Annotated in this window: 19 protein-coding genes; 4 read left to right on the plus strand and 15 right to left on the minus strand. The window is 73.4% G+C overall.

The annotated features are described in order from the left end of the window. Window positions 1-5: 5 nt before the first annotated feature. The 5 genes from ACIRPH_RS22255 to ACIRPH_RS22275 all read right to left on the minus strand — a co-directional run bounded on the left by ACIRPH_RS22255 (window position 6) and on the right by ACIRPH_RS22275 (window position 4,594). On the minus strand, window positions 6-1,061 hold the full coding sequence (locus ACIRPH_RS22255) for a BMP family protein (RefSeq protein ID WP_402917216.1): 1,056 nt from the start codon (window positions 1,059-1,061) through the stop codon (window positions 6-8). Between the two features lie 318 nt (window positions 1,062-1,379). Continuing rightward, window positions 1,380-2,111, minus strand: coding sequence for an alpha/beta fold hydrolase (locus ACIRPH_RS22260; RefSeq protein WP_402917218.1), 732 nt, complete (start codon window positions 2,109-2,111; stop codon window positions 1,380-1,382). A 149-nt stretch (window positions 2,112-2,260) separates the two neighbouring features. Then, the gene (locus ACIRPH_RS22265; protein WP_402917220.1) at window positions 2,261-2,605 is read right to left on the minus strand and encodes a biotin/lipoyl-containing protein; all 345 of its coding nucleotides are present in this window, start codon (window positions 2,603-2,605) and stop codon (window positions 2,261-2,263) included. 7 nt (window positions 2,606-2,612) lie between these two features. Then, window positions 2,613-3,641, minus strand: coding sequence for an alpha-ketoacid dehydrogenase subunit beta (locus tag ACIRPH_RS22270; protein WP_402917222.1), 1,029 nt, complete (start codon window positions 3,639-3,641; stop codon window positions 2,613-2,615). After that, window positions 3,638-4,594, minus strand: coding sequence for a thiamine pyrophosphate-dependent enzyme (locus tag ACIRPH_RS22275; protein WP_402917806.1), 957 nt, complete (start codon window positions 4,592-4,594; stop codon window positions 3,638-3,640). The genes ACIRPH_RS22270 and ACIRPH_RS22275 overlap by 4 nt, the downstream gene beginning before the upstream one ends. A 926-nt stretch (window positions 4,595-5,520) precedes the next feature. Here ACIRPH_RS22275 and ACIRPH_RS22280 point away from each other — a divergent pair. Further along, complete coding sequence (locus ACIRPH_RS22280; protein ID WP_267948797.1) at window positions 5,521-6,012, plus strand: Lrp/AsnC family transcriptional regulator; 492 nt, start codon at window positions 5,521-5,523, stop codon at window positions 6,010-6,012. A 6-nt stretch (window positions 6,013-6,018) separates the two neighbouring features. Here the strand turns inward: ACIRPH_RS22280 and ACIRPH_RS22285 are convergent, their stop codons facing one another. The 5 genes from ACIRPH_RS22285 to deoC form a co-directional block, all read right to left on the minus strand. Continuing rightward, the gene (locus tag ACIRPH_RS22285; RefSeq protein WP_402917224.1) at window positions 6,019-7,698 is read right to left on the minus strand and encodes a phospho-sugar mutase; all 1,680 of its coding nucleotides are present in this window, start codon (window positions 7,696-7,698) and stop codon (window positions 6,019-6,021) included. A 13-nt stretch (window positions 7,699-7,711) separates the two neighbouring features. Next, the gene (locus tag ACIRPH_RS22290) at window positions 7,712-8,509 is read right to left on the minus strand and encodes a purine-nucleoside phosphorylase (RefSeq protein WP_402917226.1); all 798 of its coding nucleotides are present in this window, start codon (window positions 8,507-8,509) and stop codon (window positions 7,712-7,714) included. A gap of 210 nt (window positions 8,510-8,719) precedes the next feature. After that, the gene (locus tag ACIRPH_RS22295; RefSeq protein WP_402917228.1) at window positions 8,720-9,703 is read right to left on the minus strand and encodes an aldehyde dehydrogenase family protein; all 984 of its coding nucleotides are present in this window, start codon (window positions 9,701-9,703) and stop codon (window positions 8,720-8,722) included. After that, on the minus strand, window positions 9,696-11,126 hold the full coding sequence (locus ACIRPH_RS22300; RefSeq protein ID WP_402917230.1) for an aldehyde dehydrogenase family protein: 1,431 nt from the start codon (window positions 11,124-11,126) through the stop codon (window positions 9,696-9,698). Before ACIRPH_RS22300 ends, ACIRPH_RS22295 begins: the two co-directional genes overlap by 8 nt. Before the next feature lie 4 nt (window positions 11,127-11,130). After that, window positions 11,131-12,078, minus strand: a complete 948-nt coding sequence (gene deoC / locus ACIRPH_RS22305) for a deoxyribose-phosphate aldolase (protein ID WP_402917232.1) — start codon at window positions 12,076-12,078, stop codon at window positions 11,131-11,133. Between the two features lie 549 nt (window positions 12,079-12,627). Between deoC and ACIRPH_RS22310 the strand changes: the two genes are divergently transcribed. Continuing rightward, a complete protein-coding gene (locus ACIRPH_RS22310; protein WP_402917809.1) occupies window positions 12,628-13,176 on the plus strand; it encodes a GNAT family N-acetyltransferase in 549 nt (182 codons plus the stop codon). A gap of 34 nt (window positions 13,177-13,210) precedes the next feature. Further along, window positions 13,211-13,900 (plus strand): hypothetical protein, encoded by a 690-nt coding sequence (locus ACIRPH_RS22315; RefSeq protein WP_402917234.1) that lies wholly within the window; start codon window positions 13,211-13,213, stop codon window positions 13,898-13,900. On the opposite strand, the gene ACIRPH_RS22320 is transcribed toward ACIRPH_RS22315, so the two are convergent. Both ACIRPH_RS22320 and ACIRPH_RS22325 read right to left on the minus strand, forming a co-directional pair. Further along, window positions 13,875-15,146, minus strand: coding sequence for a heparan-alpha-glucosaminide N-acetyltransferase domain-containing protein (locus ACIRPH_RS22320; RefSeq protein ID WP_402917236.1), 1,272 nt, complete (start codon window positions 15,144-15,146; stop codon window positions 13,875-13,877). The genes ACIRPH_RS22315 and ACIRPH_RS22320 overlap by 26 nt on opposite strands. 108 nt (window positions 15,147-15,254) lie before the next feature. Then, window positions 15,255-15,572 carry an ArsR/SmtB family transcription factor gene (locus tag ACIRPH_RS22325; protein ID WP_402917238.1) on the minus strand — a complete coding sequence of 106 codons (318 nt, stop codon included), beginning with the start codon at window positions 15,570-15,572 and terminating at the stop codon, window positions 15,255-15,257. A gap of 147 nt (window positions 15,573-15,719) precedes the next feature. Here ACIRPH_RS22325 and ACIRPH_RS22330 point away from each other — a divergent pair, with 147 nt between their 5' ends. Next, the gene (locus tag ACIRPH_RS22330; RefSeq protein ID WP_402917240.1) at window positions 15,720-16,649 is read left to right on the plus strand and encodes an alpha/beta fold hydrolase; all 930 of its coding nucleotides are present in this window, start codon (window positions 15,720-15,722) and stop codon (window positions 16,647-16,649) included. 116 nt (window positions 16,650-16,765) lie between these two features. Here the strand turns inward: ACIRPH_RS22330 and ACIRPH_RS22335 are convergent, their stop codons facing one another. The 3 genes from ACIRPH_RS22335 to ACIRPH_RS22345 all read right to left on the minus strand — a co-directional run bounded on the left by ACIRPH_RS22335 (window position 16,766) and on the right by ACIRPH_RS22345 (window position 20,378). Then, entirely contained in the window at window positions 16,766-18,760 is a 1,995-nt protein-coding gene (locus ACIRPH_RS22335; protein ID WP_402917242.1) for an acetoacetate--CoA ligase, read from the minus strand. A gap of 239 nt (window positions 18,761-18,999) precedes the next feature. After that, window positions 19,000-19,674 carry an HAD family hydrolase gene (locus tag ACIRPH_RS22340; protein ID WP_402917244.1) on the minus strand — a complete coding sequence of 225 codons (675 nt, stop codon included), beginning with the start codon at window positions 19,672-19,674 and terminating at the stop codon, window positions 19,000-19,002. 53 nt (window positions 19,675-19,727) lie between these two features. Then, complete coding sequence (locus ACIRPH_RS22345) at window positions 19,728-20,378, minus strand: DUF4126 domain-containing protein (protein ID WP_402917246.1); 651 nt, start codon at window positions 20,376-20,378, stop codon at window positions 19,728-19,730. Window positions 20,379-20,529: the final 151 nt, after the last annotated feature.

Genomic DNA, 20,529 nt, shown 5'->3' on the forward strand with positions numbered 1-20,529 from the left:
GCGGCCTACGGCGCGGTCGGGACCTCGATCTCGCCGTCGATGATCTGCTGCTTGATCGCGTCCAGCTCCTCCTGGATCGGGCTGATCGCCTCCTCGTTGGAGGTGGTGTAGTCCACGCCGCCGTCGGCCAGCTCGAAGCGCTGGATGCCGCCCTCGGGGGTGCCCTCCACCGTGCTGCTGATGAGCTCGAACACGGCGACGTCCACCTGCTTGATGGCGGAGGTGAGCACGTACGGCTTCTGGTTGTCCTCGGCGTTCTCGTACTGGTCGCTGTCCACGCCGATGAAGGTGAAGTCGTTCTCCACCGCGGACTCCAGGACGCCGTTGCCGGAGGCGCCGGCGGCGTGGTAGATCACGTCCGCGCCGCGGTCGTACTGGGCCTGGGCCAGCTCGCGGCCCTTGGCCGGGTCGCTGAAGCCGCTGAAGTCCGGCGGCTGGCTGAGGTAGTCGACCTCGACGGTGATGTCCTCGGTGACGTGCTCGGCGCCCGCGACGTAGCCGGCCTCGAACTTGTGGATCAGCGGGGTCTCGACGCCGCCCACGAAGCCGACGTGGTCCTCCTCGGAGGTCAGCGCGGCGGCGGCGCCGGCCAGGAAGGAGGCCTGCTCCTCGGCGAAGACCAGGCTGGTGACGTTGTCGATGTCCTCGATCTCGGAGTCCACGATGGCGAAGTGCACGTCGGGGTACTCGGGCGCGACGGCCCGGACGGCCCCGTCATAGGCGAACCCGACGGCGATGACGAGGTCGTAGCCCTCGTCGGCCATGGTCGCCAGGCGCTCCTCCTTGGCGGAGTCGGCCTCTCCGTCGGAGGGCTCGAAGTCCTGGGTCTCGACGCCGAGCTCCTCGGCGGCCTGTTCGAGGCCGCGGTAGGCGGAGTCGTTGAACGAGCGGTCGCCGCGGCCGCCGACGTCGTAGGCCAGGCCGACGCGCACGTCGGCCGAGTCACCCCCGCCGCCCTCGCCGGAACCGTCGGCCTCCTCCGCTGCACTGTCGCACGCGGTGAGGGCCAGCACACCCGCCGCCGCCACCGCGGCGAACTTGACTGCGTTGCTGCGCTTCACTGGTAACTCTCCCCTTCGCCCTCTCAGCGGCCCACATTCCGTACGACCGAACTGAGTTCTGCGGTCGGACAATATCCGGTGGCCGAAAGTACACCTAACCAACAGGCGGAGTTGTTATGAAGGCGAGAGCGTAGTGAAACGGGGGATCACCCGGAACTCACCGAACGCGCGCCGGAAGCGGTCGGCAGGGTTTGTGCTCCGGGTTTTGACCTCCCGTTCCCCGGACCCGGCGGGCATTACTACACGTTGCTTCCCGACGTTCACGCGTTGTCACACCAGCACGTGGGAACGGGCCGGTCTAGACCGGTGTGCACCGCCTCAGGCGAGGAGGAAGTCCACGGCCGCCTGCCGGAAGGCGCGGGAGGACACGGCGTTGCCGTGGTCGCGCCCGGGAACCTCCACGTGCACGCCGCCGCAGCGCCCGGCGAGCCCCTCGGCGCCCTCGGCGAGGGCGTCCCTCTCCCCCGAGACGAGCAGGAGCGGAACGCCGTTCAGCAGCGGGTCGGCGCTGAAGGGGCGGGAGGCCTGACCGCGCGCGCACGCCGCGAGCGCCGCGGTGTCGTTGCCGGGGAGGGCCGCGACCGTGCGGTAGACGCGGTCGAACCCGGAGTCCCCGGAACCGGGGTCGGACAGGTCGGTCCCGGCGAAGGCGTTAACCGGTCCGAAACCGCCCAGGACCACGCGCCTCACCCGTTCCGGCATGGTCAGCGCCAGTTCCCACCCCAGACGGGAACCCATCGAGTAGCCGACCACGTCGACCCTCTCCACGCCCAACTCGTCGAGCAGGCGAACGAGATCCGCGACAAAGTGTTCGGGCAGGTAGAAAGCCTCTTCCACGGGTTTGTCGCTGGAGCCGTGCCCGCGCAGATCCGGACCGATCACCCGTAGCCCCGCGGACTCCAGGGCCCTGGTCCACCCGGTGGCACGCCAATTCATGTCGAAATCGGTGCCGAAACCGTGCAGCAGAAGAACCGGCACCGCATCCGCCGGGGCCTGCGGAGGCAAATCCACATAGCGCATTGTCACGTCGCCGGTGAGTTTTGCGGACATGAAACCCCACTCCATTAAATTCCGAAGAAGTTGCCGGGCCGCCCGAAGCCCTGTCGGATATTCCTCTCAACGGCGCCCCCCGGAGGGGGCCGCCGTTCGTACGGACCTCCCAACGGCCCCGGCGGCCCGGCCGGCACGGCAGCGGCGGGTCAGGCCGTCGGGGGCTTCAGGCGCACCCGGCGGGCGGGCCGGGCCTCCTCCTGCGGGACCCGGCCGACGATGCCCGCCCGGGGCGCCTCGTCGGCGGCCTCCACCGCGAAGGTCACCAGGGGGTCGCCCACCGGGACGGCCTGGTCCTCCGCGGCGTGCAGTTCGGCGATCCGGCCCGCCTGGGGCGAGGGGATGACGACGGCCGACTTGGTGGTCTCCACCTCCACCAGGGGGGCGTTGCGCGCCACGACGTCGCCGACGGCGACCTGCCACTCCAGGACCGTCGCCTCGACGAGTCCCTCTCCCAGGTCGGGGAGGGTGAAGGTGATGCTCTCTTCTGCCATGGTCTGTCTAGTACTCCAGGGTCCGTTGGACCGCGAGCAGGATGCGGTCGATGGTCGGCAGGTACTGCCCCTCCAGGGGCCCGGCCGGGTAGGGCACGTCGAACCCGGTGACGCGCTGGACGGGCGCGGACAGGTCGCGGAAGCAGTTCTCGGTGACGAGCGCGGCGACCTCCGCCCCGAGCCCGGCGGTCAGCGGCGCCTCGTGCACGACCACGGCGCGCCCGGTGCGCGACACCGACGCGGCGAGCCCCGCGGTGTCGACGGGCTTGAGCCAGCGCAGGTCCAGAACCTCCAGGTCCACCCCGTCCTCGGCGGCCAGTTCGGCCACCTGGAGGCACTTGTGCACCATGGCGCCCCAGGCGACGAGGGTGGCGTGGCCGCCCTCGCGCACCACCCGGCTCGTGCCGATGGGGTCGCTGGGCTCGCGCAGCCGGACGGGCCTGCGGTCCCAGTAGCGGGCCTTGGGCTCCATGAAGACGACGGGGTCGTCGGAGCGCACCGACTGCAGGAGCAGGGTGTAGGCCTCGGCCGGGTCGGAGGGCGCGACGACCTTGAGCCCGGGGGTGTGCGCGAAGAGCGCCTCCAGGCTCTCCCCGTGGTGCTCGGGCGCCTGGATGCCGCCGAAGGAGGGCAGGCGGAGCGTGATCGGCATCGGCGCCGATCCGCGCGTCCGGTAGTTCATGCGCGCCACCTGGTTCACGATCTGGTCGATCGCCGGATAGGCGAAGCCGTCGAACTGGAGCTCGGGCACGGGCCGCCAGCCGTTCATCGCCAGTCCCACCGCCATCCCCATGATGGCGGACTCGGCCAGGGGGGTGTCGAAGACGCGCTTGTCGCCGAACTCCCGCTGGAGCCCGTCGGTGACGCGGAAGACCCCGCCGAGGGCGCCGACGTCCTCGCCGAAGACGAGGACGTCCGGGTCCTCGGCGAGCAGGGTGCGCAGGGCGCGGTTGACGGCCTGCTGCATGGACAGCTCGACGGGCGGGGCGCCGGCTGCGTCGGGGGCGGCTCCGGTCCGTTCGATCAGCTCGGTCACAGCTCGACCTCTTCCTGCCAGGTGCGGTGCTGACGGGTCAGTTCCTCGGTGGTCTCCCGGAAGACGTGGGCGAAGAGCTCGGAGCCGTGGGGCTCCGGCGCCCCGGCCACGCCGTCGCGGATCTCCTCCGCGCGCCCGGCGGCCTCGGCGTCGGCCTCGGCGAGGTCGGCCTCGTCGGCGTGCCCGGCCGCGAGGAGGGCCGCGCGCAGCAGGGCGAGGGGGTCGCGGTGCACACGCCAGTGCTCCGCCTCGGCGTCCTCCCGGTAGCGGCCGGGGTCGTCGGAGGTGGAGTGCGGTTCCACCCGGTAGGTGAGCGCCTCGACGAGGGTCGGCCCCCCGCCGGAGCGGGCGCGGGCGACCGCCTCGGCGGTGGCCTCGTACACGGCTCCCGCGTCGTTGCCGTCGACGACGAGTCCGGGCATGCCGTAGCCCTCCGCCCGTGCGGCGACGGAGCCGCCGGCGACCTGGCGCTCGTTGGGCACCGACAGCGCCCACCGGTTGTTCTGGCAGAAGAACACGACGGGCGCCCCGAAGACGCCGGCGAAGTTCATCGCCTCGTGGACGTCGCCCTCGGAGCTGGCGCCGTCGCCGAAGTAGGAGAGGGCCACCCCCTCGCCGCCGCGCAGCCGCTCCCCCACGGCCCAGCCGACGGCGTGGGGGACGGGCCCGCCGACCACGGCGTTGACCGCGCCGAACCGGGAGGCCATGACGTCGTAGAGGCCGCCGTGCCACAGGGCGCGGTGGCTCGCCATGTAGCCGACCATGTCCACGCCGTAGGCCAGCGCGGAGGCCATCTCGCGGTAGGTCGGGAAGACGAAGTCGCGTTCGGGGTCGAGCGCCGTGGCGCTCGCGACCTGGGCGGCCTCCTGGCCCCGCACGGACACGTAGGCGGGGAACACGCCCTGGCGCTGGAGGGCGACCGCCTCGGCGTCGAGGTCGCGCGCCGTCCGCATGTCCTGGTACAGGGCGCGGGTGAGGTCCGGGGGGAGGTGGTCCACGCTGATGGACCCGGGGGCGTCCGATGCGTGGGCGGGCGGGACTGGGCGCACAGTGCCTCCGTCGAGGGGGGTGTCCCCGTGCTTCCCCCGGAGCGGGTTCCGGGGCGATGGTGAGCGGCGGGCGGGCATGTCGAGCGGCTCCCAACGTGGCCCGCCGCGCGTGGTGGCGCGTCCGGACCGGGTGGTGTCTGTCCTCTACGGCGATTCTCCGGACAACTCGACACTTGCGCTAGATATCCAGGAATAGTTGAAACAAAAGAGAACGAAGACCACCCATGAGTCCTCGCATGTCTAACATAAGACCTGGTTCACCTGCGAAAACGACACGGTGACCTATACAGCGCTTACTGTCACCAACCCTCACGAACCCCAGGGCATCACCCGAAAACCTCTCGGTTCCGTCGGAGGTAGGGCCTATCATCACGGAACCATCGCGGTTGGCTACCAGGGGTGCGTGTTCGACGCCGAGCGCGTACGTTCGGAGCAGCCCGACCACCGAGCCAGGGAACGCCCCCCACGACACGACACATGAGGCCGAAAACGGCCGCCGCGCAAGAACTTCCGTCACGGCCCGGACACGCCGGCGCGGTGACCCGCCGGTCGGGGAAACCCGCCGCCCTCCGCCCGCGTCGACCATGGGTACAGTCGGACTCCCCTCCGACACCGCGCCCCGCCCGCCGGATCTCCGGAAGACGGCGCCCCCGCCCCCGCCCTCCCCGTACGCCACCTCCCGGTGACCGGTCGGACACCCATCCGGACCCCATCTCGCCGACTGAGACTCCGATGGACGCAAACAACGTTTACCTGGTAGTTCGTTAGCCCCGGTCCACGAAGAGGGAAGGGGCTCCATCCTGAGAACAAGAGCACACGAGGAGACCCACATGGCCATGGGCGACCAGCGCAGGAACGGCCGGCGGCCGGACACGACCGACCAGACGATCCTGAGCGCCCTCGCCAAGGACGCGCGAACAGGCATCACCGAGATCGCCGCCCTGGCCAACGTCTCCCGAGCCACGGCCTACAACCGCATCAAACGGCTCACCGACGAGGGCGTCATCCGCGGGTACTCCGTGGTGACCGACCACTCCAAGATGGGGCTCGGCGTCACCGCGCTCGTCCTCATCTCGGGCAGCCAGCCGGACTGGCGGGCCAACAGGGAGATCCTGTCCTCGTACCCCGAGATCGAGTACTGCTGGTACGTGGTCGGTTCGGCGGACATCGTCCTCCTCGTCCGCGTGGCCAACACCAACCAGCTGCGCGACCTCATCCTGACCCGCCTGCAGTCGCTTCCCGGTGTGACGTCCACCCAGACGCTCACCGTCATCGACGAGGTCGTGCACCGGCCGGTCGTGGAACCCTCGGACGGCGAGTGAGGCCCCTCATCCCCTGACAGCCCCGGCGACCGAGGCCATCAGCTCGGCGAGCATCTCCGAGCCACGCGCGCGGATGGCCGCGACGTCGTCCCCCACCTCCAGCACCACCTCGGCGTACGCCTTCAGCTTGGGCTCGGTCCCCGAGGGCCGCAACGTCACGCGTCCCCACGCCGCGCCCTCCAGCCGGAAGCGCAGTGCGTCCGTCGGCGGCAGTCCCGCGTGTCCGCCGGCGAAGTCGTCGACCCCCGCGACCGCGAGGGGGCCGAACGCGGCGGGCGGTTCGGCGCGCAGCCGCCGCATCGCCGCGGAGATGACCGACAGGTCGTCCACCCGCACCGAGAGCTGGTCGCTCAGGTGCAGTCCGTACCGGCGGGCCTGGTCGTCGAGCAGGTCGACCAGGGACCTGCCGCTCCTCTTCGCGTCGTCCGCGAGCGCCGCCGCCACCAGGGCCGCGCCCACCCCGTCCTTGTCGGCGACAGGGCGGCCCCCGTCCCCTCCCACGCAGTAGCCGAGGGCCTCCTCGAAGGCGAAGACCCGCCGCTGCCCGGGACCCCCCGCGCGGGCCAGCCACTTGAAGCCGGTCAGCGTCTCCTCGTAGTGCACGCCCCGGTCGGCGGCGATCTTGCCCAGCAGGCTGGACGAGACGATCGAGGTGGCCACCACGCGGTCCGGCCCGGAGGTGTGGTCCAGCACGTACTCGGCGAGCAGCCCCCCGACCTCGTTGCCGGTGAGCAGGCCGTGCCCGGGGACGGCGAGCGCGAGCCGGTCGGCGTCCGGGTCGTTGGCGATGACCAGGTCGGCGCCGTCGGCCGCGCCGGCCGCCGTCGCCAGGTCCATCGCACCGGGTTCCTCGGGGTTGGGGAACTCCACGGTCGGGAAGTCGGGGTCCGGGTCGAACTGCTCCGGGACCACGGACGGGCGGGCGAACCCGGCCCGCTCCATCGCGGCGAGGAGCACCCTGCCGCCCACCCCGTGCATGGCGGTGTAGGTGGTGGCCAGCGCGCGCCCGCGCCGGGGGACGAGCGCGGTGACCGCCGCCAGGTAGCGGTCCACGGCCTCCTCCCCCAGCACCGTCCACCCCTCCCCCAGGGGGAGGTCGCCGACCGGTCCCGCGGCGTCGATGGCGGCGGAGATCTCGGTGTCCACCGGGGAGACGATCTGGGCCCCCGCGTCGTCCCCCGTCCCGCCGGCGTACACCTTGTAGCCGTTGTCCTGCGGCGGGTTGTGGCTCGCGGTCACCATGATCCCGGCGTCCGCGCCCAGGTCCCGGACGGCGAACGCCAGCACGGGGGTGGGCAGCGGCCCGGGCATCAGGGACACCCGGTGCCCGGCCCCGGTGAGCACGGCGGCGCTGTCGCGGGCGAAGTCCGCCGACCGGTGCCGGGCGTCGTAGCCGACGACCACGTGGGCGCCGGCCCCGCCCCGGCCCCGCAGCCAGGCGGCGACGCCGGCCGCGGCCCGCATCACCACCACGCGGTTCATCCTGTTGGGGCCCGCCCCCAGGGCCCCGCGCAGGCCGGCGGTCCCGAACTCCAGGCGTGCGCCGAAGCGGTCGGCGAGGCCGGCCAGGGCGGCGGCCTCGCCCCTGTCCGCGCGCTCCAGCAGCCCCCGCAGCTCCTCGCGGGTGGCGGGGTCGGGGTCCTGGGCGAGCCATTCCCGGGCGAGGGCGGCGGTGTCGGCGGTCATCGGTCCCGTTCCCTCAGAGCTCGGCGACGATGTCGGCGAGCAGGCGGCCGACGGCTCCCGCGGACTCCCGGCCCGTGGCGAGCACGTCCTCGTGGTCGAGGTTGGCGCCCTCCAGCCCGGCGGCGATGTTGGTGACGAGCGACAGGCCGAGGACCTGGGCGCCCGCCTCGCGGGCGGCGATGGCCTCCAGGACGGTGGACATGCCGACCAGGTCGGCCCCCATGGCGCGGAGCATGCGGATCTCGGCGGGGGTCTCGAAGTGCGGGCCGGGCATGGCCGCGTAGACGCCCTCGGGCAGGTCCGGGGCCACCCGGCGGGCGAGTTCGCGCAGGGCCGGGGTGTAGGTCTCGGTGAGGTCCACGAAGGAGGCGCCGGTGAGCGGCGACCTCGCGGTCATGTTGAGGTGGTCGGCGATCAGCACCGGGGAGCCCACGGCGTAGGCGGGGTTGATGCCGCCCGCGGCGTTGGTCAGGACGACGGTCCGGGCCCCGGCGGCCACGGCCGTGCGCACGCCGTGCACGACCGCGTCCGTGCCGTGGCCCTCGTACAGGTGGGTGCGGCCCAGGAAGGCGAGCACGCTGCGGCCGCCGTCGCGGATGCTGCGGATCGTACCGCTGTGCCCCTCCACCGCGGGGGGCCGGAAGCCCGGCAGGTCGGAGGCGGCCAGCTCGTGCCCCGAGTCGCCGAGCAGGTCGGCGGCGGGCGCCCACCCCGATCCCATGACCAGGGCGACGTCGTACTCGTCGACGCCGGTGCGCGAGCGCAGCTCCGCGGCGGCGTCCTCTGCGGCGGCCTGGGGTGTGCGAGTCACTGGGTGCTCTCCGTTCGTTCGTGCCGCGCCGGCGGCGCGGGGTGTCGCTCCGGTGTGCGGCGGCGGGTCACGACCCGCCGGGGTCCGCGCCGCCGGGGGTCGTCGGCCCGTCGGGCACGGGCGCGGTCCCGCCCGTCCGCCGGTCCGCGGGCGCCGTCTCCTCCGCGCGCGGACCGGCGACCCGCTCCGGGACGCCGGTCCCCTCCTCCTCTACACCCCGACGGGGTGCCACACCGTCTTGGTCTCCAGGAAGGGGGTCATGCGCGAGGTGCCCGGGTCGGGGTCGAGCCAGGCGTCCTCACCCCCGCCGGGCGCGGGCCGGGGCCGCAGCACCCGGGTGAGGGTGGTCGCCGCCGCCCGCTCGAACTCGACCGCGAGCTCCCCGGCGCCGGCGAGGTCGAGGGCGTTGACGTCGGCGTGGGAGGCCAGGTGCGGTCCGATCTCGCCCACCCTGCCGGTCAGCAGGTTGACCACCCCGCCGGGAAGGTCGGAGGTGGCGAGCACCTCGGCCAGGTCGACGGCGGCCAGGGGCGACCCCTCGGACGCGACCACCACCGCCGTGTTACCGGTGGCGACGACCGGTGCGATCACGGAGGTCAGGCCGAGCAGCGGCGCGTCCTGGGGCGCGAACACGGCCACCACGCCGGTCGGCTCGGGGGCCGAGTGGTTGTAGAAGGGGCCCGCCACGGGGTTGGCGCCGCCGAGCACCTGGGCGAACTTGTCGGTCCAGCCCGCGTAGTACACCCACCGGTCGACGGCGGCGGAGACCACCCGGTCGGCGTCCGCGCGGGACAGCCCCTGCGCGGCCGCCGCCTGGGCCGCGAACTGCTCACGCCGGCCCTCCAGGACCTCCGCGACCCGGTACAGGACCTGGCCCCGGTTGTAGGCGGTGCGCGACGACCAGCCCCCGAAGGCCTTGCGCGCCGCGGTGACGGCGTCGCGCGCGTCCTTGCGCGACGCGAGGGAGGCGTTGGCCAGGTGTTCGCCGTCCGAGGAGGTCACGGGGTAGCTCCTGCCCGACTCCGAGCGGGGGAAGGCCCCGCCCACGTAGAGCTTGTAGGTCTTGCGGACCGCGAGGCGCGCGGGCACGCCGGACGCGGGGGCCCCGCCCCCGGCGCCGCCGCTCCCTCCCCGGCCCTTGCCGGCCTCGGCCGCGCCCCTGCCGGCCTTCCCGGTGCTCCGCCGCTCAGCCAAGGTAGGCCTCCAATCCGTGCCGTCCGCCCTCGCGGCCGTATCCCGACTCCTTGTAGCCGCCGAAGGGGCTGGTGGGGTCGAACTTGTTGAACGTGTTGGACCAGACCACGCCCGCGCGCAGGCGCTCGGCGGTCCACAGCATGCGGGAGCCCTTCTCGGTCCACACGCCCGCGGAGAGTCCGTAGGGGGTGTTGTTGGCCTTCTCCACCGCCTCCTCGGGGGTGCGGAAGGTCAGGACGGACAGGACCGGCCCGAAGATCTCCTCGCGTGCGACCCGGTGGGCCTGGCTGACGCCGGTCAGGACCGTGGGGGCGAACCAGTATCCGGCCTCGGGCAGGTCGCAGGCGGGCGACCAGCGCTCGGCGCCCTCGGCCTCCCCGGTGTCGGTGATCTCGCGGATCCGCTCCAGCTGGGCGGCGGAGTTGATCGCCCCGATGTCGGTGTTCTTGTCCAGGGGGTCGCCCAGGCGCAGCTTGGAGATCCGCGCCTTGAGCAGCGGGAGGAACTCCTCGGCGACCGACTCCTGGACCAGCAGCCGGGAGCCCGCGCAGCACACATGGCCCTGGTTGAAGAAGATGCCCGAGACGACGCCCTCGACGGCCTGGTCGATCGCCGCGTCGTCGTAGACGATGTTGGCGCCCTTGCCGCCCAGTTCGAGGGTGAGGCGCTTGCCGGTGCCCGCGACGGAGCGGGCGATCCGGCGGCCCACCCCGGTGGAGCCGGTGAAGGCCACCTTGTCGGCGCCGGGGTGCTCGACCAGGGCCTGCCCGGTCTCGCCCGCGCCGGTCAGGATGTTGACCACGCCCGGGGGCAGGTCGGCCTCCTGGCAGATCTGCGCGAAGACCATCGCGGTGAGCGGGGTGGTCTCGGCCGGCTTGAGGACCACGGTGTTGCCGGTGGCCAGGGCGGGCGCCACCTTCCACGCGAGCATGAGCAGCGGGAAGTTCCACGGGATGACCTGCGCCGCGACGCCGAGCGGCTTCGGGTCCGGGCCGAGGCCCGCGTGCGCGAGCTTGTCGGCCCACCCGGCGTAGTAGAAGAAGTGCGCGGCGACCAGCGGCACGTCGACGTCGCGGGTCTCCTTGATGGGCTTGCCGTTGTCCAGGGACTCCAGCACCGCCAGTTCGCGCGAGCGCTCCTGGACGATGCGGGCGATGCGAAACAGGTACTTGCCGCGTTCGGCGCCGCTCATCCGGCCCCACACGGTCTCCTGGGCGCGGCGGGCGGCGGCGACGGCGCGGTCGACGTCGGCGGGCCCGGCGACGGCGACCCGCGCGAGCCCGGTCCCGTCGGCGGGGTTGAGGGTGGTGAGGTACTCCCCGCCCTCGGCGGGGGAGAACCCTCCGTCGACGAACAGGTCGTAGGTCTCGCGCAGGGCGACGACGGAGCGGGACTCCGGTGCGGGCGCGTACTCGAAGATCACGGCTCTAGTCCAGCGTGTAGTAGTCGGGGCCCGGGTAGGTGCCGGTGGTCAGCCTGGTGCGCTGCATGAGCAGGTCGTTGAGGAGGCTGGAGGCGCCGATCCGGAACAGGTCGGGGGTCAGCCAGTCGGGACCGGCGACCTCGTTGACCATGACCAGGTTGCGGACGGCGTCCTTGGTGGTGCGGATGCCCCCGGCGGGCTTGACGCCCACGCGCCGCCCGGTGTCGGCGTGGTGGTCGCGGACGGCCTCCAGCATCACCAGGGTGACCGGCGGCGTCGCGGCCGGGGACACCTTGCCGGTGGAGGTCTTGACGAAGTCGGCCCCGGCCCGGATCGCCAGGTGCGAGGCGCGCCGGACGTTGTCGTAGGTGACGAGTTCGCCGGTCTCCAGGATGACCTTGAGGTGCGCGGCGCCGCAGGCCTCCTTGACGGCGGCGATCTCCTCGAAGACCTTGAGGTAGTCGCCGGACAGGAACGCCCCCCGGTCGATGACCATGTCGATCTCGCTCGCCCCGTCGGCGACGGCGCGGCGGGTGTCGGCGAGCTTGACCTCCATCGGGGCGCGGCCGGACGGGAAGGCGGTGGCCACCGAGGCCACCCCGATCCCGGTGCCGCCCAGCGCCGCGGCGGCGGTGGCGACCATGTCCGGATAGACGCACACGGCGCCGACGCGCGGCACGGTGCGGTCCGAGGGGTCGGGGTTGGCGGCCTTGGCGCACAGGGCGCGGACCTTGCCGACGGTGTCGGCCCCCTCCAGGGTGGTCAGGTCGACCATGCTGATGGCCAGGTCGACGGCCCTGGCCTTGGCGGTGGTCTTGATCGACCGGGTCGCCAGGTCCTGGGCCCGGGCCCGGGCGCCGACCTCGTCCACGCCCGGAAGTCCGTGCAGGAACACCCGGAGGGCGCGGTTGGTCGTCGCCTCGGGCGCGAATGCGGTGTGGGGCACGGGCACCTACTGCTCGATCGGGTTGCTGGCCGGTCCGCCCGCCGCGGATCGGCGGAGGCGGTTCGGGGAAGCGTGCGCGAAGACCCGTTCCCCGGGCGTCCGGCCGGGGTCGCCCCCGGGGCCGGGCACTCAGGCAGTCACCATAACCCCGGGCGGAGCGGCCGTCAGTATCCGCCCTGAGGGCATGGCCGAAGGTTGGAGAAGCCTCCAACCAGGCACGGTGTACCGAGTGGTGGTTTCCTCCAACCCGGGTGGGAAAATCCCTGAAAACGGACACTCTGGCAGGGACCTCGCCGACATCGGGGGCTCGCGCGGTCTAGACCGGGGTACTCCTCCGCGCCGCCCGGGCGGGGTGCGAGACTGGCGCGGACCGGCCCCCGCCGGGCTCCGGAACGGGCCCGGCCGAGTCGACAGGAGCGAGCGGTGGCACCAGCGGACACGACGGGGCGGACCGGCCCGCGAACGGAAGCGGGCGCCGCCGACCGCACGGGGGACGGGGACGGCTCCGCGGGCCGGCCGGGCACGGCCGGCGCCCGGCGGCCCGGCCCCCCGGAGCTGCGCCTGGTGCGTCTGGACCGGGGCGCCCCCGAGTCGGTCCTGCTCAGAGCGGCCGTGCTGGAGCACCGTCCGCTGCCCGGGCAGCGCGGGTACGCGAGAGCGCCCGCGGCCACGCTCCCCCTCGCCGACGCCGACCCGGCGCGCACCCCCTTCGCGGTCGTGGCGGGGCCCGGCCCGGTGCGGGACGCGGCCGGGGCGCGTGCCTCCTGCGCGGGTTTCGGCGTCCTGGACCGGGCGGTGCACGCTCGCGACCTGGTGCCGGATCCCGCGCACGCGGTGCTGCTGCGCGCCTTCCACGTCGCCCCGGACTGGCAGGGGAAGGGGGTGGGCCGGGCCTCGTGCTCGGCCCCGCTGCTGGACCGGCTCGCGGCGGAGGTCGCGCCGGACGCCTCCGAGCTGGTGCTGTGCGTCGACGAGGCCAACCGGCGGGCGGCACGGGTGTACGGGGCCGCCGGGTTCTCCTTCACGGGCCGGCGCCTCTTCGCCGAGCCGGACGGCATGCAGCTGGTGATGGTCCGGCCGATCGACGCCGGGGGCGGGTCCTGACACGCGGCCGCCGGGGTCGGCGTACGCTGGCCCCATGGCGGAGTTCCGGATCAGCACCGACGACGACCGCGTCGACCTGCGCAGGATGGCGGCTGCCCTCGTCGAGTCCCAGAGGTGGGCGCGCGACGACGTGAGCATCTGGGACAACCGGCGCGGCGAGGTGATCGTGACGGTCGACGACTCGCTGCTGCGCAAGCCCGAGGCGGACCCGATGCACCGCTCCCGGCACACGCCCCGGGACGTCCACGACGCCTGCGAGACCCTGCGCCGGGAGGACCCGTCGCTGCGCCGCGTGGACTTCCGGTTCCTGCGCGAGGAGACCGCGCGCTTCTTCTCCGCGGGGTGGACCGTCGCCGACGTGCTGCACGCCCTGGGGCACCGCCCCGACGGGGCGCCCTGGCCCCTCGGTCCGGACCGGCAGGGCACCGACTGGCTCCGCGAGCGCATGAGGGCGTGGCGGACCCCCGACGGGGACATCCGCCCCTCGCAGTCGCAGGAGGGCGCCCAGCTCCGGGTGATCAGCCGCGCGGGGCTGCCGGTGGACATCGGCCTGCCCGAGGACGCCGAGGTGTCCCAGCGGCCCGTGGCGAGCCGGTCGGCGGCGCGCTCCGCGGCCGACGACGCCCGGCGGCTCATCCGGCAGAACTCCCGCACCAGCAGCGACTCCCTCGCCCACCGGGACCGCACCTCCGCGAACATCACCCGCCGGGACGGCCTCCGCTAGCCCGTCTTCGCTCGTCGACGAGGGAGACGGCCCCGCTCGCCGCCTCGCCGAGGAGGAGTTCGGCCGGCCCCCTGCCGACGAGCAGCCTCCAGAGGGTGGCGAACAGGAGGGCTCCGAGGACGAACCACTCCAGCAGCCACGGGGAGGCCCACTCGGATCCGGCGGCCCCGATGACCACCGCCAGGACGAGGATGTGCCCGCTGTAGACGGTGAGCGGCATCCGGCCGACCGAGGTCAGCGGGTACATGGCGGTCCGGAACCGGTCGCACAGGAACAGGCAGGCCACGAGCACGAGAAGGCCCTGGCCGACCGCCTCGGCGATCTCGAAGGTGGTGCCGGTGTGCGGCGTGTTGACCGCCAGCCACCACCAGGTGTCGGTCGGGACCTGCCCGGAGATCGACTCCGCGTGGTCGGTGACCGCGTACCGCACCTGCTCCACCACCGCCGGATCGGCGGCGGCCTCCGGTGTCAGGCCGGTGAGCTCCGGGCCGCTGGCCGCGACGAGCCGGTCCAGGCCGCCCAGGGGGCCGAGCGCCAGCCACGATCCCCCGTAGGCGAACACGGACAGCGCCGCGCCCGTGACCGCCAGGCGCACCCTGACGGCGGTGGCGGTGAGGTCGAGCCGCCCGACGGCCATGCCCGCGACCACGTAGACCATGAAAGTGACCGCCGGGTAGTAGCCGGTCAGGAAGAACTCCGTGAGGGTGGGCACCGACCCGCTCCGCAGCTGCGGGGGGAAGAAGGCCTCGCGCAGCGCGAACGACAGGAACGGCCCGGCGGCGGCCAGGGCGCCCGCCACCGCCCACAGCGCGCCCGGGCGCAGCTTCACCAGCGGCAGCGCCAGCAGGAAGAACCCGGCGTAGTAGGTGAGGATGATCGCGATCGGCACCGCCATGATGTTCAGGACCGCGCCGAGGAGCCCGATGAGGACGGCCCGGGTGAGGATGCGCACGACCGCCCGGCGCAGCGGTTCCCCGGCGGCGGGGGCGGTGCGCCCGGTCATGAGCGCCAGGGAGACCCCCGCGAGGAGGGCGAAGAGCGCCGAGGAGTTGCCCCGCACGATGCCGTGCAGGTCCCACGCGTAGTTCTCGGGCGACAGGAATCCCATCGAGGCCACCCCGAGGTGGACGACGAACATCCCGAAGACGGCGAGGGCGCGGGCCGCGTCGATGCCGTCGATCCGCGCCTTCGGCGAGGGCGGTCCGGCGGGGGCCGTGGAGGTGTCGTCAGACTGGTTCTGTGCCACGCCCGTCAGGCTATGCCCGTTCTGTCCCCCGCAACAATGCGCGGCGCCGCCACCGCGTGGCCACAGACGGCCACGGGCGGGACGCCGTTCCCCCGGGCCCGGGAGCGGTCACGGCGACGGCCTCGGGGAGGACGCGGCGAGGAGGACGTCGAGCAGGCCGGGGAAGCGCGCGTCGATGTCCGCGCGACGCAGGGCGAGGTAGAGCCTGCGGCCGTCGGGCCGCTGGCGGATGACCCCGCTCTCCCGGAGCACCCGCCAGTGGTGGGTCATGCTCGATTTCGGGACGTCGGGCACGACCTCGCCGCAGAACCGCTCCCGGCCGTCGGCCAGCGTGCGGGCGGCCTCCAACCGGACGGGGTGGCCCAGGGCCGCGAGCACGTCGACGAGCTCGATGTCGGCGGCGTCGGGGTGGTGGAGTCCTGCCATGGGGCCACTGTACGTGAATGCCGTACGGACAGCGGCCCGAGGGCCTTGACAGCCGGCGCACTTCCGTACGAGGATCTCGTACTGTTCGATTGTACGAGCATTCCGTACAAACGGACGGTCTCCGCCCCCGGACAAGAGGAACCCCACATGACCACGGTCGGCCCCCTGGGCGACACCACGCTCGCCCACTCGCTCGACGGCGGCTTCTCCAGCCGCCACGCGGACGTCAACGGCGTCCGCCTGCACTACGTCGAGGGAGGCGACGGGGAGGGCGATCCCCTGTTCCTCCTGGGCGGCTGGCCGCAGACCTGGTGGCAGTGGAACAAGGTGATGCCCGCGCTGGCGCGCCGCCGCCGGGTGATCGCCGTGGACCTGCGCGGCATGGGATCCTCCTCCAAGCCCGAGGGGGGCTACGACAAGAGGACCATGGCGCACGACGTCCACGCCCTCGCCGAACACCTCGGGCTGACCCGCGTCGGCGTCGCGGGGCACGACATCGGCGCGATGGTCGCCTACGCCCACGCCGCCCTCTTCCCGGAGGCGACCAGCAGGGTCTGCCTCCTGGACGTCCCCCACCCGGACGAGGGCTGGACCGCCTTCAGCCTCCTTCCCCGGCCGGACCAGCACGTCGACCCGGGCCACGGGAACCCGGCCGGCCCCTACCTGTGGTGGTTCGCCTTCAACCAGGTGCGGGGCCTCCCCGAGAGGCTGCTGGAGGGGCGCTCCCGGCTGCTGGGCGACTGGCTCTTCGACTACATGGCCGAGGACCCCGCCTCGATCGGCGAACACTCCCGGCAGGTGTACGCACACGCGTACTCCGGCGCGGACGCCGTCCGCGCCGGGAACGGGTGGTACCAGGCGTTCACCGCCGACATCGCGGACGAGCGGACCTACGGCAGGGTGCGGGTGCCGCTCCTCGCCCTGGGCGGCGACCGGAGCAACCACGCGTTCCTGAAGGAGCTGATGCCCTCCAAGGGCACCGACGTCCGGGTGGTCGAGATCGCCGACTGCGGGCACTACCTGCCCGAGGAGCAGCCGGAGGCGGTGGTCTCCGCGCTGGAGTCCTTCCTGCGCTGACCCCGTCCCGGGCACGGGGGCCGGGCTCCGCCCCGAAGGCGGGTCCCGGCCCCCGTGCGTGTTCCGCGCGGTCCGTCCCGGCCCTCCGGCCGCGCGGCCGGAGGGCCCGGGCCCGGTCAGCCCTGCAGTTCGCTGAAGCGGTCCAGGGCCTCCGGGTTGGCCAGGGAGTCGCGGCTGGCGACCTTCTCGGGGTCCTCGCCCATGAGGATGCGCTTGACCGGGACCTCCAGCACCTTCCCGGACAGGGTCCGGGGCACGGCCGCGATGGCGCGGACGCGGTCGGGCACGTGGCGGGGCGAGCAGTCGGTGCGGATGCGCCGGGCGATCTCCTTGGGCAGGTCGCCCTCCAGGTCGGCCCCCTCGCGCAGGACGGTGAACAGCTCGATCCTGGAGGAGCCGTCCTTCTGGGGCACGTCCACCACGAGGGCGTCCACGACGTCGTCGAGGGCGAGGACGGCGCGGTAGATCTCGCTGGTGCCCATGCGGACGCCGCCGCGGTTGATGGTGGAGTCCGAGCGGCCGTAGATGATCGCCGTGCCGCGGTCGGTGATCTCGATCCAGTCGCCGTGCCGCCAGATCCCCGGGTAGACGGAGAAGTAGCTGTCGCGGAGGCGCTCGCCGTCCTCGTCTCCCCAGAAGAAGACGGGCATGGACGGCGCGGGCTGCGTGACGACGAGCTCGCCCACCTCCCCGGTGAGCTCCCTGCCCTCGGGGTCCCAGGAGGCGACCGCCATGCCGAGTGCCCGGGACTGGATCTCGCCCTCGTAGACCGGCAGCGTGGGCGTCCCGCCGACCAGGCAGCTGCACACGTCGGTGCCGCCGGAGGTCGAGAACAGCCAGAGGTCGCCGCCGAACTCGTCGTAGACCCAGGAGAACGCCTCCGGGCTGAGGGGGGAGCCGGTGGAGCCGATCGCCTTGAGGCGGGAGAGGTCGCGGCCCTCGCGGGGGTGGACGCCCTCCTTCATCGAGGAGGCCAGGAAGCCCGCGCTGGTGCCGAAGACGGTCACCCCGGCGTCGGCGGCCAGGTCCCAGAGCGCGCCCATGTCGGGCGCCGCCGGGCTGCCGTCGTACAGGACGATGGAGGCCGGGGTCAGCAGGACGCTGACCAGGAAGTTCCACATCATCCAGCCGGTGGTGGTGAACCAGAAGACCCGGTCGTCCTCGCGGGCGTCCAGGTGGAGGTGGAGGTTCTTGAGCTGCTCCAGGAGGATGCCGCCGTGTCCGTGCACGATGGCCTTGGGCAGCCCGGTGGTCCCGGAGGAGTAGAGCACCCAGAGGGGGTGGTCGAAGGGGACCGGGGTGAACTCCAGTTCGGCCCCGGCTCCGGACTCCTCCAGCCGCCCCCAGGACATGGTGCCGTCGAGGGGGGCGCCGGGGTCGAGGTGGTCGAGGAGGACGGTGTGCTCGGCGGTGGGCAGCGCGGCGCGCAGCTCGTCGACCACGGGGCGCCGGTCGAAGTCCTTGCCGCCGTAGCGGTAGCCGTCGACGGCGAGGAGGACCTTCGGCTCGATCTGCGCGAAGCGGTCGATGACGCTGCGGACCCCGAAGTCCGGCGAGCAGGAGGACCACACCGCGCCGAGGGAGGCGACGGCGTAGAACGCGGCGACCGTCTCGGGGAGGTTGGGCAGGTACGCGACCACGCGGTCGCCCGGGCCGACCCCCAGCCGGCGCAGCCCGGCGGCGATGGCGGCGGTGCGCCGGCGGAGTTCGCCCCAGGTCCACTCACCGAGCCCGCGCAGCTCGGTGGCGTGCCGGATGGCGACGCGGGCGTCGTCGCGGCCCTCGAAAACGTGTCGGGCGTAGTTGAGGGTCGCCCCCGGGAACCAGGACGCGCCGGGCATGGCGCGTTCGGCCAGCACCCGCTCGTAGGGGGTCTCGGACCGGACTCCGTAGTACTCCCAGACCGCTTCCCAGAAGCCGTCGACGTCGGTGACCGACCAGCGCCAGAGGGAGTCGTAGTCGAAGGACGCGGCCGGGGAGCCCGCCTCCCCTCCGAACGCGCGGACCCCCTTGTTCTCCGAGGCCCACCGGGCGAACGCGACGATGTTCGAGGACTCGGTCCGCGCCTCGTCGGGCTCCCAGAGCACACGGGGCACCCTGCTGTCCGTCATTGGCCCGCCTTCCCAATCGCGTGGCTGTGTGTTGCTGTGAGACCCATCTAACAACACCCCACCGCCGCCGCCACGCCCCGGCCTCGCGTCAGGGAGGGCGGGGGCGTGTGGTAGGCGTGCAGGTCACCGGCGCGGAGGCCGCGGCCGGGCCGTGCCCGGAGCGCCTGTGGGACGGGCTCCCGCGAGACGCCGCGCGCCCCCGCGGGATCCGGTCACGGGACGTCTGCGGCCTCGGCGGGTCAGGCGGCGAGCAGAGCCGCGACCGCGGCCACCGGGGAGTCGACCACGGGGGACCCCGTGGCCTCCAGCCGTTCGCGCGCCATCAGTCCGCTGGCGACCAGGACGGACCTGGCGCCCGCCTCGCGGGCGGCCCGTGCGTCGTCGTCGATGTCGCCGATCAGCACGACGCCGGCCGGGTCGATGCCCTGGTGGTCGAGGTGGCGCACCAGGTGCTCGGCCTTGGAGTCGTGCTCGGTGGCGAACCTGCGGCCGTCGACCCGGGTGAAGTGGGAGGTGAGCCCGCGCTCGGTGACCAGGGGCACCAGGTGCTCGTGCGAGGCCATGGAGAGCAGGGACTGCGTGCCGCCTCCGCCGGACCACCGGTGCAGGACGTCCGGGACGCCCTCGCTCAGCTCGCAGGTGGGCAGGTGCTCCAGGTAGCTGCTGTCGTAGAGCCGCTCCGCGTGCTCCCACTCGCCGTCGGCGAAGGGGCGGCCGAGGAGGTCCTCGTAGCAGGGGATGAGGGGCCGCCGGAAGACGGAGCGCCAGTAGTCCATCTCCACGGGCTCGCGGCCGAACTGCGCGCAGACGGCGTTCACCGCCGCGAGGTTGGCGTGGTTGTCGTCCAGGAGGGTGCCGTTCCAGTCCCAGACGATGTGGGTGATACCGGTTCGGTCGAAGGTCGTCTCAGTCATCGTCAGCACTTTACGGGCCCCCGCCCCGGTTCGTGAATGCGTTTTCGGCCACCTCACCTCGGGTGACCGGGGTCGGGGGCGTCCGGGACGCGGGCCGCGCGCCGCTCCGCCCGGGTCCGGCGCACGCGCCGGACCAGCAGGGCGCCGCCGACGACCATCACGGGGAAGAGGACGAGGACGAGCAGCGGCACCAGGATCGCGAGCAGCGAGGTGACCAGGCTGACGAAGTCCTCCAGGAGGGAGACGAGGGGGGCCGAGCAGCCGAGCGAGACGCCGTTGGTCACGACCCGCGCCATCGCCTTGGCGACGTGGAAGAGCAGGGCGACCACCACGCCGGCGATCACCGGGACCCAGGAGACCCCGGTCCCGTCCTCCGCCACGGCGCCGGAGGCGGCGCCGGTGATCTCGGACAGCTCGACCGTCGAGGCGCCCGCGCCGAAGACGATGCCTCCCGAGGTGGGCCGCACCACGGTCTGGATGACGTCGTTGACGCTGTCGAGGGCGGGGAACTTGTCGGCGGCGAACTCCACGACCAGCAGCACGCCGAGGGTCACGAGGGTGACGGGGTGTTCGAGCCACAGCCAGGCGTCGCCGAGCGGGACGAGGTCGGTGAAGCGGGCGAGCAGGCCGACCGCGAGGAGGGGGATGTAGGCGTTGAGCCCCGCCGCGGAGGCCAGGCCCAACCCGGTGAGAGTGGCGAACATGCTCTTCCTTCTGTGCTCCAGAGGGGGCGGGGGGGGGGGGGGCCCCGCCCCCCCCCCCCGGCCCGGGTGCCCCCGGTTTGGCCCACCGGGCCCCAGGAGGTTTGGCCCCGGGGGGGCATGAACCCCCGGGGGTCGGGGGGGCGGTTAACGA

Source organism: Nocardiopsis sp. NPDC101807, assembly GCF_044766605.1.
In the GTDB taxonomy this organism is placed as follows: domain Bacteria; phylum Actinomycetota; class Actinomycetes; order Streptosporangiales; family Streptosporangiaceae; genus Nocardiopsis; species Nocardiopsis tropica.